Source organism: Pontibacter sp. FD36 (genome assembly GCF_015686655.1).
Classification (GTDB): domain Bacteria; phylum Bacteroidota; class Bacteroidia; order Cytophagales; family Hymenobacteraceae; genus Pontibacter.
The window spans coordinates 53,858-68,837 of the sequence record NZ_JADPMP010000016.1 but is presented as its reverse complement, the minus strand read 5'-3'; the positions used below and the strand labels follow the sequence as shown (position 1 = coordinate 68,837).

Here is a 14,980-nt window from a genome sequence, read left to right as displayed (position 1 = left end):
TCATCTTTATGTAAGAGTTAGATTTGAATCAAAAGGTAACGCTTATCCACTGCTTTTTAAAACCCTTTACCGAAGGTTTAGTGCAACAAGGTATATAAGCCACACTTCGGCTGCGCCTCGTTCGCCTTTTATACAAGACGTTACCTGCAAAGTAAAATGAAGAAGAAAGACTTAGAGAGGATTAAGATAAAGAAGAGATGGCCTATAAGATTTTCAGACTTTTACAAGCACTACTTTTTCATCATATTTCCTTTAGGTATGTTTTATGTCAGCTTTGCTGCTCTATATTCAGGTATAAGAAATGACGTCCCCGATCTAAAGCTAGCTTCGACAGGATTTATAATAATAAGCTTAGGCCTATTATATTTCATAGTGAGAAGGCTAATCCAAAATCATACTTTTAAGAAGTACATTATAGATGGAGTAACAATTGAAGACATCAAAGATGCTCTGAAGAAGACGGGGTTTAATAACCCTAAATATTACAAAAGGGGGTATCTCCAATGTACGACAAACATTTCTGCATTTTCATGGGGTGAAGTTATAACGATAATTCCCGTACAAAACTATGTGCTCATTAATAGTAGGCCAAATGGTCAACCAATTACTATTTTCAAAGACAAGATGAATATAAAGAGGTTCATAACAGAATTAAGAAACTCAACTACCAACACCACCTATAGTGCATAAACGTACCATAGCCTAACCGTTGGTGGGGCACGAAAACTACTATCCCCGCTTTGGTTACAAACGAGCCTCCACATTTGGCATCACTTTTCCTTTCGAAGTGCCCGATGCAAATGCTATGGCAGTGGAGCTTGTCGACAATGGGCTGCAGGGTGTAAGTGGGGAAGTAGTGTACCCAAAAGATTTTTTTTAAAAAGCTTATACCTGGCATTTCATAAAGCCTTGTGGTTCAGCAGCAAGGGGCGCCTCCTCACGTTGTGGTTGCAAAGATTGCCACAGTGCTTGCAACCTATGTTATAAATATGGAATCTTCTTGATAGTAACTATACCTATACCAGGTATGGCCTCACCCAAACTATCAGAAGATTCAAGCTATGCCTAAGAACAAACTAAGCCGTCTGCTCATTACTTTCTTTTTCCTTTTCATGGCCAGTATCTCATATGGCCAGGTTTTACAGATAAATGGTACGGTCAGAAACGCTGCGCAGCAAGAGGCTATACCTTATGTGAACATTGGCATCAAGAAAAAGAACCTGGGCACGGCCAGTAGACCGGATGGTAGCTTTACGCTGAAGGTCCAGGAAGACAACCGGAACGACACGCTCACCTTTTCGGCCATTGGTTACCATGAGCTTTCCCTGCCTATTTCAACCATCCTCTCCGGTGGCCTGACTACTTTTGAGCTATCCGAAAAAACCACAGCGCTCCGGGAAGTTGTCATCAGCAACAAGGCGCCTAAGGTCAAGAAATTTGGCACCACTTCGCGCAACCCCCTCTTGTACGGCTCAGCTGAAACAGTGCACTCAGAGGACATTTCGGAGCTAGGCAAATACATCAACCTGAACAACAAAACCTCTGAGATCCTCTCGGCCACGGTATACCTGCGCAGCATCAAGCGCGACTCCGCTTCGTTTCGCATCAACCTGTATAAAAACCAAAATGGTATGCCTGGTGAGCGCCTGATCGAGAAAAGCATCATCAGACGGTTGCCGCTGACAAAAGGCTGGGTCACTGTTCCGCTCGAGCAGTATGGTCTGGTGGTGGACGAGGATTTCTTTCTAGGCATAGAGTATCTGCCTGAGTACAGCAATCACGAGAAGTATATTTTCATTTACGGCTGTGCACTGGGTGGCAGCTTCTATTCCAGAAAAGCCAGTCTGGCGGACTGGGAAAAAGGGGTTGGAGGCCGGCTGGCAGCTTACGTGACGGTAAGACAATAAGCATCGGGCTCAACCACGCAGTATGAAAAAGCTAGCCGGTCGTGTTCTCTTTCTGACAGCACTTTGCTGGATGCAGTTCTTTGCGGCAGAGGCACAGTCGCGCCTTGTAACGGACAAGCAAATTCTGCAACTCTCGGGTCGGGTGGTGGCAGGAGATAGCTTGACGGAACTGGAAGGGGTGGCGGTGTATGTACCGGGCACTACCCGAGGCACGCACACCCGAAAGAGCGGTTATTTCTCGATGCCTGTGGTGGCAGGAGACACGGTAGTGTTTGCGGCGCTGGGCTTCGAAAAGCTATACATGACTATACCTGCTAACATCAAAGAGAGTAGTCTTACCTTGAACATCATACTGGAAGAAAGGCTCAATACCCTACCCACTGTGGATGTGATGCCCTGGGCAACGGAGTATGACCTGAAGCAGGCAGTTTTGAGAACAAAGCTCCCGGCAGATCCCTCTGAGCAAATCCCTGTAATCCCTCCTCCGGTCGTGTATAAATCAATCACGGATATGCCTGCTATGGACGCTGATGCGAACTTCAGGTATGGACAGCAACAGCAGCAGGGGCAACGGGAAGCACGCTTTAGAGTACCAGATATCCTGAAGGTGTTTTCAATCCCGATCAAGTATTACTAGTACTGCTTCTATCGAAGCCATAAAAACAAAAACTCTCCCACAGGGGGAGAGTTTGGATGCGTTTGTTGACTTTACAAGGTATAGCCTAGGCCTCCTGCTTCTCCAGGTTAAAGAGGGCGCTCAGGCCTTCTAGCAACGCCTCAGACTCGCCACGCTGGCAAGCTGCTTTCAGCTCCAGGGCAGGCAGTTTCACGATCTTGTTGAGGATGTTTTTAGTAATGGCTTCTACCAATTCTTTCTGATCATCACCCAGCTTCTTGGTATAGCGGGCCAGTTCCTGCTGACGAATCTCTTCCAGGCGGCTCTTGAACTGCTGCAGGGCTGGTGACATGGCCATTTCGCGGGTCCAGGCATTGAATTCAGTCATTGCTTCTGCAATAATCTCTTTCACCTGAGGTATAGCGGCCATGCGCATGGTCAGCGCTTCGGTGGCTCGGTTACGGATATTGTCTACGTTGTATACCTTCGCGTTTGGCAAAGCTTCAATGCCAGCATCGATGCTGCGCGGCATGGACAAGTCTACAAAGAACTGAGGTGCGTTTTCACCTAGCTGCGCAATATCAGCCTGTCCGATAAAGAAGCAGTCCCCCGGTACAGAAGAGATTACCACATCGGCCTGCGCCATTTCTTCCCACACGTTCTCCCAGTAAATAGCACGGGCGTTGGTTTTCTGAGCCAGCTCCAGTGCCTTGTGGTGTGTGCGGTTGGCTATGGTGATGTTGCTGATTTTCGACTTACCGAAGTTGTCGCACACATTGGCGCCAATCTCCCCCACTCCAATCATTAGTACACGCGGGTCAGCCATACCTCTGGTCAGCTCTTCTACCAACTCCACTGTGGCATAAGACACCGAGGCGGCACCGTCGAAAAAGGCAGTCTGGTTAAACACCTGCTTGTTCGTAAAGAAAATAGTATGCATCAGCCTGTGCAGGAACGGTCCGGCCATGTTGGCATCAGCCGCCCACTGGTAGGCTTTTTTCACCTGGTTGAGTATCTGCATATCGCCCACCACCTGCGATTCCAGCCCCAGCGACACATAAAACAGGTGCTGCACCGCTTGCTGGTGGTCCGTGATGTTCTGGAAATAAGCGGATATCTCTTTTGTTGCAATGAAGCCTTTCTCAATCGCGATCAACTTGATGATCTTACGGGACAAGTCTTGCGCCGCTGAGTAGTATACCTCGGTACGGTTGCAGGTAGAAAGCACCATAACATCCTGTGCGTCGGTAAACTCGCTTATTTTATCAAGCAAATTGCGGCAGCCAATCTCGTTCAACGACACGGCTTCGCGCACGGCAATAGGAGCTTGCTTGTAAGATAATGTAAGGGCTTTAAACTGATTTTGCATGTCTTTCTCTCAGATACAATGCAAAGGTCTCAAAACCTTGAGTCGGAAAGTATGACTTTTGTCACTTTCGTGTAGGAGAAATGTCAATGTTTGGAGAGGCAGTAAATAAGTTGTGCGGAGATTAGCCTTGTTAATCTCCGCAAATTTGCGGAGATTAGAGCCATTATTCTCCGCATTCACCAACAGATGAGCTACTACATATACCACCACCCTGATTGGCCTGCCTTTACATGGGACGCTGAAGCACTCACGGCCAGGTTAGCCGAAGTGCGTTATTTGCAAGGGCTAATGGCTGGGCGCATGGAGGCCTTAGGCTTTTCAGCTCGTTCAGAAGCGGTACTGCAGACGCTCACACAAGACGTTACCAAATCTACCGAAATAGAAGGAGAAACTCTTGATACAGAACAGGTACGCTCTTCGATTGCCCGCCGCTTAGGTATAGATATAGGTGGCCTGGTGCCATCCGACAGGCATGTGGAAGGTATAGTGGAGATGATGCTGGATGCTACACAGCATTTTGAACAACCGTTAACTGCAGAGCGTCTAAAGGCATGGCAGGCCTGCCTCTTTCCGACAGGCAGGAGCGGTATGCACCTGATTATAGTTGGTGACTGGCGAGACAATACAAAAGGGCCTATGCAGGTCGTATCCGGGCCGCTCGGTCGCGAAAGAGTTCATTTTCAAGCACCTGATGCTGACAATTTATCTCATGAAATGAACCTCTTTATAGATTGGTTTAATAAGCAAAACGACTGCGATTCCGTTTTGAAGGCAGGTATAGCTCACCTTTGGTTTGTTACGCTACATCCCTTCGATGATGGCAATGGGCGCATTGCACGTGCTATTACAGACATGCAATTGGCAAGAGCTGAACATAGTGCGCAGCGCTATTACAGCATGTCAGCTCAAATAAGGCTTGAGCGGAATGCTTACTATAGCATACTAGAGAAAACACAGAAGGGGCCGCTTGATATTACATCCTGGCTATGTTGGTTTCTGGATTGTCTGCACAATGCGCTGAAAGTTTCGCATGAAAAACTCGGGACCGTGCTACTGCGTGTCAGATTTTGGGATGTGCACGCCGAGACACCATTAAATGAGCGGCAGCGCCTTCTCATTAATAAACTTCAGGAAGGATTTGAAGGAAAGCTAACATCTTCTAAATGGGCCAAAATAGCCAAGTGCTCCCAAGACACCGCCAGCCGTGATATTCAGGATTTAGTAGTAAAGGGTATCCTGAAAAAAGAAGCGGCAGGCGGTAGAAGCACGAGCTATACGCTTCTTCAGCCTGCCGCAGAATAAAGTTGTCTTAATTCCGCATCCGCTCCAGCTTCTGCGAGTTCAGGATCGTGATCTTGCTGCCGCGCGTGTCGATGAGGTTTTCGTCCTTGAAATCAGCCAGGGTGCGGATCACGGTTTCTTTGGAAGCACCTACAATGCTGGCCAGGTCTTCGCGGGTGATGGACACTTCGGATTTGTAATTCGGGTCTTCCTTGTACTGCTTTTCTACAAACAATAGCGCCTCTGCTACACGCTTGCGCACGGAGTTATAGGCCAGCTTCAGCAGACGCTCTTCGCGGTCAGCCAGGTTATCAGACAGTATCTTTATGAACTTGCCTGCTACATCGCGGTTCTGGTAAAGCAAGGTATAAAAGTCCTCCCGCGGGATGATGTATACCTCCGAGTCCTCCAGCGCCATGGCTGACTCACGGTAAGTCTTCTCCTCCAGCAGATCGAGGTAGCCTATGAAATCCCCGTCTTTGTACAGACTGGTGATATACTCACGACCTTCTTCATTCGACTTGTATGTCTTGATCTTGCCCTTGTTCAGGAAGTAAAGGTTGCTCGGGTAATTGCCTTCTGAGAACAAATGCTGCTTCTTACGGAACACTGTCACACGACGGTTTTCGGAGATCAGCTTGTTTAGCTCTTCATAGCCTTTTGCCTCCTGTATAAAGTTGTCGATGCCCTGCACGTCACGCTGAAATTCAGCCTTCAGTATCTCGTTTTTCTTCAGGCGCATTTCTACCACGTCGAGCAACTCCACGTCATCAAAAGGCTTGGTCAGGTAGTCATCAGCACCCAGGTTCATGCCTTTGCGGAAGTCGTCCTTCTCCGACTTGGCCGTCAGGAAAACAAAGGGGATACTGGCCGTTTCCGGAAACTTGCTAAGCATGTGCAGCACCCCGTAGCCATCGAGCTGTGGCATCATGATGTCGCAGATGATCAGGTCGGGGTGCTCCTTCTTGGCCAGGTCCACGCCTATCTTTCCGTTAGGTGCTTCGATTACCTGGTAGTTGGCCAGCGACAGGATCTCAGCGGTATTCTCGCGGATCTCCTGGTTGTCTTCAATCAGTAATATTTTTCTCATACTTATGCGGTAGTGTATGGCAATGTGATGGTGAAAGTGGTGCCGCGGCCCAGTTCGCTTTCGTAATGCAGCTCGCCGCCCATTATTTCCACATATTTCTTTACAATATTAAGGCCCAGACCCGTTCCTTGTATATTGGTGACGTTCTGCGCTCTGAAAAACGGCGTAAACAGGTGTGCTTTGTCTTCGTCAGGTATACCGATCCCCTCGTCACGCACTACCAGCCTTATTGCGTCTCCTTTGATGTCAGTTGTAAACCAGATCGTGCTGTCCTCTCCTGAGTATTTACTGCCGTTGGAGAGCAGGTTGATTATGACGTTGCGCATGAGCTGCTTATCCAGGTATACGGTAATTTGTTCACTCTCGTGCCGGTAATCAATGCGCTGCCCCTCTTTCAGGAAGCCCTGCATTTCGTCGACTACCTCTGCTGCGAAACTCTGCAGGTCAAACGTGCTCGGCACATTGTGGATCTTCCCTTCCTCCATCCTGCTGATCGACAGAAAATCGTTCAGGATATTGGTCAGGTTATGAACAGCGGACTTAATACGGCCTACGTGCTTCAGGCGTTTTTCATCGTCTTCGGCAGACTTGTATTTGGTGATCAGCGAGGCCGATGAAAGCACCGTGCTGAGCGGTGTCCGAAACTCGTGTGAGGCGATGGTCACGAAGCGTGACTTCAGCTCATGCAGTTCCTTCTCCTTTTGTAGGGCTTTGTAAATCTCCTGCTGCGCTTTTTTAAGTGTTTTATTGGCCTTCTCCAGGTTCTGTATGGCAGCGGCAAGCTCCTGCGTGCGGTCCTCTACCCGTTGTTCCAACTCCGTGTTCAGCTTCTGAATTTCGGCCAGGCTCTTGGCGTGCTCTATGCTATACCTGATAGAGCGCTCCAGGTCGTATGGATTAAAAGTGCCTTTCACCAGGTAGTCCTGCGCTCCGGCCCGCATGGCTTTCTCGTCAGTTTCGCGGTCGCTCTGACCGGTTAGCAAAATGAACGGTGCTGTTATACCTTCGTTCACAGCCTGCGTGATCAGCTCCAGTCCATCATGCGCCCCCAGCCTGAAATCAACCAGGTATACATGGTGTCGCTGCTCCCTGATTATGCTGATAGCCTCGTTGAAAGACGGCGCCCAATCGAGCACATAATTGCGCCCGGGTATATCGTCCATGATATCACGCGCAATGATGAAATCATCTTCATCATCATCAACCAGCAAAACACGAATTCTGTCAGGCATATTTGAGTTTGGGAGTTTGAGAGTTAATAGTTGGTAAGCGTTTTGAGTTTTAGCTGGTTTGTCATTTCAACTACTCTTGAGGCGTGAGCCAAAGAGAGCCAGCGTAGTGTGGCTATGAGCCCTCGATGTGAGAAATCTGAGCCATTGCGATTCATATCCCAGATTTCTTACCTGCGTTCGAAATGACAAACAAGTTTAAACGCATAAATTTAACTCTTAACTAAACTATGGTTTCGGCAGTTCTACTATTTCAAACCAGTACTTACTCAGGGTTTTCATTACGTCTACCAGCGCTGTGAAGGTAACTGGCTTGGTAATGAAGGAGCTCACGCCCAGATCGTAGGTGCGCAGAATGTCCTCTTCGGCTTTGGAAGTAGTCAGCACCACCACCGGCAGCACGCGCAGGTGATCGTCGGCTTTGATCTCTTTCAACGCTTCACGCCCGTCTTTTTTGGGCATGTTGAGGTCGAGCAGGATCAGGCCGGGTGTCTGATACTTGTCCTTGTCAGCGAATTTCCCGCGGTTGTGCAGGTAGTCCATCAGTTCCTCGCCGTTCTCCACAAACTGAATCGCATTACTCAGCCGGTTCTCGTCAAGCGCTTCTTTTATGAGCATGCGGTCCTCGGCGTCGTCGTCAGCTATCAGTATCACGATTGGTCTATTCGATTTCATAGGCGTTTATTCCTTCAGGTGAGTTTTTGCTAAGGTAACAATAAAATGCGTTCCTTCCCCCGGTTTGCTTTTGGCTGTGATATCACCTCCGTGGCGGATCGCAATCTTGCGGCAAATGGCCAGTCCAATGCCGGAGCCTTCGTATTTCTGGCCTTCCAGTCGCTGGAAGATGTTGAAGATCCGGTCCAAGTACTTTTCTTCAAAGCCAATGCCGTTGTCCTCGATATGCAGTTCCACCAGCTCGTCGCCAGGCGTGGCTGTCATGTGGGCTTTCAGCTGCAGCTCCTTCGCGTATACCTTCACAACCGGGTCTACCTCGTCTCTGCGGAACTTGATGGCATTGCTGATCAGGTTCTGCAGCAGTTGGCGCATCTGCGTCGGCTCTGCCTGTATAGTGGGTAGTGCCCCTATCTCTACTTTGGCATGGTTGCGCTCAATGGCAATTTCTAAATCTGAAACGACCTCCCTTGCAATTTGATTCAGGTCTGTTTTAGAGAAAGGCTTCGCCTGCGACGTCACTCTGGAGAAAGTGAGCAGGTCATTGATCAGGTTCTGCATGCGGTTGGCGGCGTTGAGCATCCGGTCCACATAGTCCTTGCCCTGCTCGCTCAGGTTCTCGTACTCCTTCATCTTGAGTCGGTCGCCGAAGGCCTGTATCTTGCGCAGCGGCTCCTGCAAGTCGTGCGACGAAACGTAGGCGAAGTCCTGCAATTCCCGGTTGCTTCGCTCCAGTTCGGCAGCGTAGCGGCGCAGGCGCTCTTCTGTTACTTTTTGTCTTGTGATGTCGTGGATGAAGCCGGTGTATACCTTGCGGTCTGACAGCTGCACCTCACTGATGCTCAGGTATAGCGGGAAGATGGTACCGTCTTTTTTCAGGCCGGATACCTCACGTCCTATTCCGATAATGCGTTTCTCACCCGTCTCGTGGTAGTGATGCATGTAGTTGTCGTGCAGGCTCTTGTCCGGCTCCGGCATCAGCATATTGATCTTCCGGCCCAGTACCTCTGAAGCGTCGTAACCAAATAGCCTGCAGGCAGAGGGATTAACCATTTCGATGACACCACGCGTGTCGATGGTGATGATGCCGTCTACTGCGGTCTGGATGATGGAGTTGATGCGGCTCTCACTTTCACGCAGGGCTGCCTCCGTTTTTTTGAGTTCTGAAATGTCGTGGATCACACCTGTGAAGATCTGCTTGTCGTGCAGGTTCACTTCGCTGATACTGAGCAGAAACGGGAAGACCTTACCGTTCTTTCTCTTGCCCAGTACCTCGCGCCCCTTGCCGATGATCTGCCCTACCCCTGTGCGGTGATAGTTTTCAAGATAGGTATCGTGCAGGCTATGATCGGGTTCCGGCATCAGTACGCTTACGTTCTGTCCGATGATTTCTTCAGGCTGGTAGCCAAAAATGTGGGCCGCCGCCGGATTTACGGTTTCGATGACACCTCGCCGGTCAATGGTAATAATGCCGTCAATAGCCGTTTCAATGATGGCCTTTAAGCGTGACTCGCTGTCTATTTGGTGGTTATCGGAATGGTCTTGTTCTTTCACGCGTATTTCTTTTGCTAAATATACGCACTACGGCCTTAATGTCAAAGGAAGCGCAGAGCCCCAGTTTTTGCCAAAGCTTCATTTGGTTCTGATCTTATACAGCGCATAATTCTGATAAGTTTTCCTTTACGAAATGCCCTCCCACATTTTCCCGCCTACGCAAGGCAGCAGCTGTGATCAGCCCGGCCACCGTGATCAGGTTTTGAAGCTCCAGCACCTCCTGCTGTACACCTGTCAGTTCCCGTATACCTTTGGCCTTTCGCTGTAGCGCCTCAATTTCGGATTGGCAGCGCAGCAGGCCTTTGACTGAACGGACAATACCGGCCTGTTCCCAAAGTAACTTTTGTAGTTTCGCACGGCTGCGTGCTACCTCGGCCCGCATACCTAACCATAAGGCACCTACATACTCTTTTTCTGCAGCGCTATCAGGTATAGACCCTTCCTGATTCGCGACTATGCCCGTTACATGCTCCGCTGCACTCCGGGCAAACACTACTCCCTCGAGCAGTGAGTTGCTGGCCAGTCGGTTCGCCCCGTGCACCCCTGTGCAGGCCACTTCTCCTATCGCATACAGCCGGTCGATGGAAGTTCGTCCGCTCAGGTCTGCTTTCACGCCGCCGCACTGGTAATGCGCTGCCGGCACGATGGGTATCAGGTGCTTTTCGACATCAATGCCAATAGTGGCACACTTATGATAAATAAAAGGAAAGCTCTGTCGCACCTTTCCGGCTGGAAGATGGCGCACATCCAGGTATAGACAAGGACTGCTGTGCCGCTGCATTTCGGTGAGCACGGCACGGGCCACGATATCGCGGGGAGCCAGCGAACCCATGGCGTGATATAGATGCATAAAGTGGCTGCCGTCAGGCAGGACCAGCTCCGCCCCCGCTCCACGTAAGGCCTCGCTGATCAGGAAGACCTCCCCATTTGGTTGGTAAAGCGCGGTTGGGTGAAACTGGAAAAACTCCATGTTCTGGATCTCGGCACCTGCTCGGGCAGCCATGGCCAGCCCGTCGCCGGTAGCTATACCTGGGTTGGTGGTATACTGGTATACCTGCCCGGAGCCCCCAGTGGCCAGCACCACCGCTTGCGCTTGTATAGACCGAACCTCGTTGGTGTGCAGATCCAGCACCTGTACGCCATAGCAAAACGTACCTGTGTCGCTGGTATCCGTGAGTAGTTCTATACCCATCTGATGTTCCTGCACCGAGATGTTCGGATGTCGCCGCACCGCCTCCTCCAGGGCCTGCTGTATGCTGCGTCCCGTATGGTCTTTTACATGCACAATACGGTGATGGCTGTGGCCGCCTTCCAGCCCGAGGGCCATATCGCCAGATCCGTCCTTGTCGAAGCCCACGGCCATACCTTGCAGCCAGCGGATAGCGGCAGGCGCCTCCTGCACCATAAAACGCACAGCCATTTCCCGGCACAGTCCTGCGCCCGCCTCGAGCGTGTCCTGCACGTGCTGTTCAAAGGTGTCGGTAGGATCGAGCACGGCGGCTATACCTCCCTGTGCGTAGGCCGTATTGGTTTCGGAAAGGCTAGCTTTGCAAAGCACCAGTACGCGGGAATGGGCAGCGGACTGCAGGGCAAACGTAAGCCCTGCAATGCCACTGCCCAACACCACGAAATCAAAATCTGGCACTTTCATTTTTGATAGGAAAAAAGACTAATAGGCAAGCAGAAAAGACTTTCTTGTCGTTTGGCAATATGTCCTTTCTCATACCTTAATTTCTGAAATTCGAATTTTATGCAAAGGTTAGCATGCGTTCAATCGGCAGCAAGGCTCTTTGACGAATGTCCTCTGCCAGATCGACGGTATACATACGCTCCGCTTCCGTGCCAATGGCCCGCAATGCCTGCAGCGTACGCTGTATCGTAATCTGCTTCATGTGCGGACACTTGATGCAGGGCACGATAAATTCCTTCTCCGGATACATGCCGCGCAAGGTCGCACCCAGGTCGCACTCCGAACCCAGGATGAACTGTCGTGATTTGCTCTCGCCTACAAAGCGTAGAATATCCGATGTGCTGCCCACCACGCCGCCGGCACCTGTCAGGGCATCGGCTACGGTGTCGTCGGGCACTTCCCAGTGCACCAGCACCTGCGCCTCGGGATACATCATTTTGAGTCCGTTGATGCGCTGCGGCGTGAACTGTTCGTGCACCTCACACTTGCCTTCCCAAAGGATCAGTTCCTTCCCTGTCTCGGCTTTGATGCGGGTCTGAAGGTTGCGGCCCATAAACAAGTCGGGCAGGAAAATCAGTCGGTCGGAGTCAAAAGAACGGGCAATGTCCAGGGCATTGCGGGAGGTGCAGCAGATGTCGGCTTCGGCTTTGGTCTCCGCGTAGGTGTTGATATAGGCCACCACCGGCACACCCGGGTACTGCGCCTTGAGTTTGCGCACATCGGCACCTGTGATGCTCTCAGCCAGCGAACAACCGGCCTCAAAACTCGGCAGCAATACCTGCTTGGCCGGGTTGAGTATTTTGGCGGTTTCGGCCATGAACTTCACACCGCAGAAAATGATGTTATCAGCTTCCACACTTTTGGCGGCCACACTCAGTCCGAGCGAGTCACCCACAAAATCGGCTATACCGCCATCAGCGTGCTGCACCTGCAGTTCGGGCGACATGTAGAAGTGGGACAAGATCACCGCGTTCTTCTCACGCTTCAGTTCCCGGATCTCTTCCACCGCCTCCTGCAGGGCGGCAATCTCTTCGGTTTGGGCAAAAGGGTGCATGGCTCTGAATTTTTCAGAGAAGGCACCCTGTGTCAGGGTCGCTGTCATGTTATGTGTTAGAATTGTTTGAGCTGTGCCTCAGGTCAGCTTGAGCTTAGCCGTTCAGCACTGGTTCAGGTTGGTTTTTGATGAAATATTTTCCGGTTTTCACGTCGTCTACCAGGCTCTGTATAGTCTTGTCGCGGAACACCTGTAAGAGGTGATCGCGGTAAACTTTGATCTCATCGTGGAGCGGACAAGGGTGCTTGTCAGAGCATTGCTTCATGCCCATACCGCATTTTTTGAAAGCTTCGAGCCCATCGATCAGGCGCACCACTTCCAGAATGCTGATTTCATTGGCGGGACGGTGCAGGAAAAAACCACCATGGGGACCTTTGATAGACGCGATCACGCCTTTGCGCACCATGTCCTGCAGGATCTTGCCCATAAAATGGGCCGGCAGTTCCAGTTCGTTCGCTATTTCCTTTATGCCTACCCGCTTGCCTTCATCGTCGGCCATCGCGATGTATACAATGGACCGCAGGGCATATTCTGTTGTTTTTGAAAGCATAACCTTGTCTTTATATCCTGTGCTCGGATCGCAAATTTATCAGGTATTTCCCAGTAATCGCATTCCTTCCTCACTTATCATCTCGGGTGTCCACGGTGGGAGCCATACCAACTCCACCTTTATCTCCAGATTTGGAAAACGCTTGTGCAGCATTTGCTCGGCCGCCGTGGTAATGGTGCCACTCATGGGGCAACCCGGCGTTGTCAGTGTCAACTCCACCCGCAGTGCCTCCTTATCTTCGTCGACCACTACTTTATATACCAGTCCGAGGTCGACAATGTTTATACCTATTTCAGGGTCGATGATATACTTGAGCGCCTCATACGCTTCGTTGACGAGCTCCTGTTCCTGCGTTTTCATATCCAAATGGTTTTAAATCTTTCACCTTGTGCAGCAGCACCTTAAACACATTGCCCGCATACAGCACCGCTGCTATGCACAGCAGTATCGCCCCCAGCAGGATCACTGTTTGCTCTGCCAGCAGCACCCCTCCCAGCAAACCCACCAGACCGACAATATAGGCGATGTTCTGCCAGCGCAGCAGCGTCACGCTATACAGGTCTTTGGGCATGGGCGTTTTGAAGCGGCCGACATAGTCTTCGTAGCTGTGCATCCAGACGATGAATGGCAGCGTCTTGAAGGTCTGCCCCAGAATCAGCGCCGATACAAAGCCGAAGAAGATGGACAGCCCATACACCAGGTATAGCGAAGACAACAGGTGCTGTGGTAAGCCAAGCTGCAATGTCACCACAAAGACCAGCACAATAGGCAGCACCAGCAAGGCCAGCGCCACGAAGGTCTGTTTCATGCCCAGATCCAGGTCAGGCCGTTTGGCAAGACATTTGGCCTGGTACAGAAAGTAGAGGAAGCAACCTATACCGGACACTACCATAGCCGCATAAAGCGCATAGTAGCCTTTGTGTACAAACAAGTGGTCTGCCGCGAAGAGGACCAATCCACCGTTGATCAGGTAATAGCTCCAGTTCAGGCTTCGGGTATCTTCAGGGTGTGCCAGCAGGAACATCGGAATCAGTTTGGAACCTACGCCCACGATCAGGAGCAGGAACCAACCCGCCATACCTAAGTGCGCATGCAGTTTCAAATAATGCACATGGTCCTGCGGCAGAAAAGGATACTGAAAGTTGAAGACCATCAATACGCCTACCACCCCCGTAGCCACCAGCCATACAACTGAAGTAACCATAAAATCTGCTTCTACCCCCCACTTCTTCACTTGCCGGGCAGTTTGCACCACGTTATAGGCAAAAAGTAAAAATGAGACAAAAAGCAGGCAGGCCGCAAGGTGCATGATGGTACCCACCCAGAAATTCCAGAAGGCGATGGAGAGCAGGATTGTACCTGTTGACAGCATCGCAAATGCTACCATACCTAATTTATCGCTGTAGAGTCTCACTTCCAGCACCACCGGCAGCAGTTGGTAAACCGAACCGAAGATGATCATCGTAGCCCAGCCCAATGCCGCCACGTGTGTCATCGTGAGCAGCTTGGGATGAAAGTAGTGTCCGCCGAAGGAATCGGTGGAGAATACCAGCAGCAGACAAAGCACCACAAAGGTCACCGCCGCGAAGGCGTAGTGCGGCAGCACAAGCCATTTAGATGGTGAATTGGAAGTAGTTGCGGCGCTCATGATGGTAATTATTTATTGTTAATTGCTGGTTATTAATGGTTTGGTATCACATGCTATAAGCCGTATATGTCATCTCGAAAGAATTGAGAGATCTGGATCATTAATTTCTGTTCACAATTTCCAGATTTCTCCCGATGGTCGAAATGACATAAGTCATCTAAAAAGACAGCATTGGTCCGGCATTTAGCCTATCCATACTCTTGCCCTCGCTCGCCTCTGGCGAGTGTGAGCTATTTGGCGGACTCTGGCCGCTTGGAGTTATACCTGTCAGTACAAGTGGCGGGACGCCACTGGATAGCTCACATTCGAGGGACGCGAGC

General features: G+C 50.5%; 15 protein-coding genes. 5 read left to right on the top strand and 10 right to left on the bottom strand.

Going from position 1 to position 14,980, the window contains the following annotated elements:
- Positions 1–156 precede the first annotated feature (156 nt).
- The 4 genes from I0P70_RS20340 (at position 157) to I0P70_RS20325 (ending at position 2,544) form a co-directional block, all read left to right on the top strand.
- A complete protein-coding gene (locus I0P70_RS20340; RefSeq protein ID WP_196120973.1) occupies positions 157–690 on the top strand; it encodes a hypothetical protein in 534 nt (177 codons plus the stop codon).
- A 22-nt stretch (positions 691–712) separates the two neighbouring features.
- Positions 713–880: a hypothetical protein gene (locus tag I0P70_RS20335; RefSeq protein WP_196120972.1), complete on the top strand. Its 168-nt coding sequence runs from the start codon at positions 713–715 to the stop codon at positions 878–880.
- A gap of 181 nt (positions 881–1,061) precedes the next feature.
- Positions 1,062–1,907, top strand: a complete 846-nt coding sequence (locus I0P70_RS20330) for a carboxypeptidase-like regulatory domain-containing protein (protein ID WP_196120971.1) — start codon at positions 1,062–1,064, stop codon at positions 1,905–1,907.
- A gap of 22 nt (positions 1,908–1,929) precedes the next feature.
- On the top strand, positions 1,930–2,544 hold the full coding sequence (locus I0P70_RS20325; protein ID WP_196120970.1) for a carboxypeptidase-like regulatory domain-containing protein: 615 nt from the start codon (positions 1,930–1,932) through the stop codon (positions 2,542–2,544).
- Between the two features lie 85 nt (positions 2,545–2,629).
- Here I0P70_RS20325 and hemA read toward each other — a convergent pair whose 3' ends face one another.
- Positions 2,630–3,892, bottom strand: coding sequence for a glutamyl-tRNA reductase (gene hemA, locus I0P70_RS20320; protein ID WP_196120969.1), 1,263 nt, complete (start codon positions 3,890–3,892; stop codon positions 2,630–2,632).
- Positions 3,893–4,078: 186 nt separating this feature from the next.
- On the opposite strand from hemA, the gene I0P70_RS20315 reads away from it, so the two are divergent.
- Positions 4,079–5,194, top strand: coding sequence for a Fic family protein (locus I0P70_RS20315; protein WP_196120968.1), 1,116 nt, complete (start codon positions 4,079–4,081; stop codon positions 5,192–5,194).
- Positions 5,195–5,201: 7 nt separating this feature from the next.
- Here I0P70_RS20315 and I0P70_RS20310 read toward each other — a convergent pair whose 3' ends face one another.
- From I0P70_RS20310 to I0P70_RS20270, 9 genes are all read right to left on the bottom strand, one after another.
- Complete coding sequence (locus tag I0P70_RS20310) at positions 5,202–6,263, bottom strand: response regulator (RefSeq protein ID WP_196120967.1); 1,062 nt, start codon at positions 6,261–6,263, stop codon at positions 5,202–5,204.
- 2 nt (positions 6,264–6,265) lie between these two features.
- Complete coding sequence (locus I0P70_RS20305) at positions 6,266–7,495, bottom strand: ATP-binding protein (RefSeq protein ID WP_196120966.1); 1,230 nt, start codon at positions 7,493–7,495, stop codon at positions 6,266–6,268.
- Between the two features lie 225 nt (positions 7,496–7,720).
- Complete coding sequence (locus I0P70_RS20300) at positions 7,721–8,167, bottom strand: response regulator (RefSeq protein ID WP_196120965.1); 447 nt, start codon at positions 8,165–8,167, stop codon at positions 7,721–7,723.
- A gap of 6 nt (positions 8,168–8,173) precedes the next feature.
- Positions 8,174–9,718: a PAS domain S-box protein gene (locus tag I0P70_RS21635; protein ID WP_196120964.1), complete on the bottom strand. Its 1,545-nt coding sequence runs from the start codon at positions 9,716–9,718 to the stop codon at positions 8,174–8,176.
- Between the two features lie 94 nt (positions 9,719–9,812).
- Positions 9,813–11,369 (bottom strand): L-aspartate oxidase, encoded by a 1,557-nt coding sequence (gene nadB / locus I0P70_RS20290; protein WP_196120963.1) that lies wholly within the window; start codon positions 11,367–11,369, stop codon positions 9,813–9,815.
- A 97-nt stretch (positions 11,370–11,466) separates the two neighbouring features.
- Positions 11,467–12,510, bottom strand: a complete 1,044-nt coding sequence (nadA, locus tag I0P70_RS20285) for a quinolinate synthase NadA (protein ID WP_196120962.1) — start codon at positions 12,508–12,510, stop codon at positions 11,467–11,469.
- Between the two features lie 46 nt (positions 12,511–12,556).
- The gene (locus tag I0P70_RS20280) at positions 12,557–13,012 is read right to left on the bottom strand and encodes an Rrf2 family transcriptional regulator (protein WP_076423179.1); all 456 of its coding nucleotides are present in this window, start codon (positions 13,010–13,012) and stop codon (positions 12,557–12,559) included.
- 39 nt (positions 13,013–13,051) lie between these two features.
- The gene (locus I0P70_RS20275; protein ID WP_007658699.1) at positions 13,052–13,372 is read right to left on the bottom strand and encodes a metal-sulfur cluster assembly factor; all 321 of its coding nucleotides are present in this window, start codon (positions 13,370–13,372) and stop codon (positions 13,052–13,054) included.
- Positions 13,332–14,660, bottom strand: a complete 1,329-nt coding sequence (locus tag I0P70_RS20270) for a hypothetical protein (RefSeq protein WP_196120961.1) — start codon at positions 14,658–14,660, stop codon at positions 13,332–13,334. The genes I0P70_RS20275 and I0P70_RS20270 overlap by 41 nt, the downstream gene beginning before the upstream one ends.
- Positions 14,661–14,980 lie beyond the last annotated feature (320 nt).

What these genes read in the sequence shown, in the direction of transcription:
- I0P70_RS20340 (WP_196120973.1), top strand. Translation starts at nt 157, where the DNA reads ATGAAGAAGAAAGACTTAGAGAGGATTAAGATAAAGAAGAGATGGCCT.
- I0P70_RS20330 (WP_196120971.1), top strand. Translation starts at nt 1,062, where the DNA reads ATGCCTAAGAACAAACTAAGCCGTCTGCTCATTACTTTCTTTTTCCTT.
- I0P70_RS20325 (WP_196120970.1), top strand. Translation starts at nt 1,930, where the DNA reads ATGAAAAAGCTAGCCGGTCGTGTTCTCTTTCTGACAGCACTTTGCTGG.
- hemA (WP_196120969.1), bottom strand. Translation starts at nt 3,892, where the DNA reads ATGCAAAATCAGTTTAAAGCCCTTACATTATCTTACAAGCAAGCTCCT.
- I0P70_RS20315 (WP_196120968.1), top strand. Translation starts at nt 4,079, where the DNA reads ATGAGCTACTACATATACCACCACCCTGATTGGCCTGCCTTTACATGG.
- I0P70_RS20310 (WP_196120967.1), bottom strand. Translation starts at nt 6,263, where the DNA reads ATGAGAAAAATATTACTGATTGAAGACAACCAGGAGATCCGCGAGAAT.
- I0P70_RS20305 (WP_196120966.1), bottom strand. Translation starts at nt 7,495, where the DNA reads ATGCCTGACAGAATTCGTGTTTTGCTGGTTGATGATGATGAAGATGAT.
- I0P70_RS20300 (WP_196120965.1), bottom strand. Translation starts at nt 8,167, where the DNA reads ATGAAATCGAATAGACCAATCGTGATACTGATAGCTGACGACGACGCC.
- nadB (WP_196120963.1), bottom strand. Translation starts at nt 11,369, where the DNA reads ATGAAAGTGCCAGATTTTGATTTCGTGGTGTTGGGCAGTGGCATTGCA.
- nadA (WP_196120962.1), bottom strand. Translation starts at nt 12,510, where the DNA reads ATGACAGCGACCCTGACACAGGGTGCCTTCTCTGAAAAATTCAGAGCC.
- I0P70_RS20280 (WP_076423179.1), bottom strand. Translation starts at nt 13,012, where the DNA reads ATGCTTTCAAAAACAACAGAATATGCCCTGCGGTCCATTGTATACATC.
- I0P70_RS20275 (WP_007658699.1), bottom strand. Translation starts at nt 13,372, where the DNA reads ATGAAAACGCAGGAACAGGAGCTCGTCAACGAAGCGTATGAGGCGCTC.
- I0P70_RS20270 (WP_196120961.1), bottom strand. Translation starts at nt 14,660, where the DNA reads ATGAGCGCCGCAACTACTTCCAATTCACCATCTAAATGGCTTGTGCTG.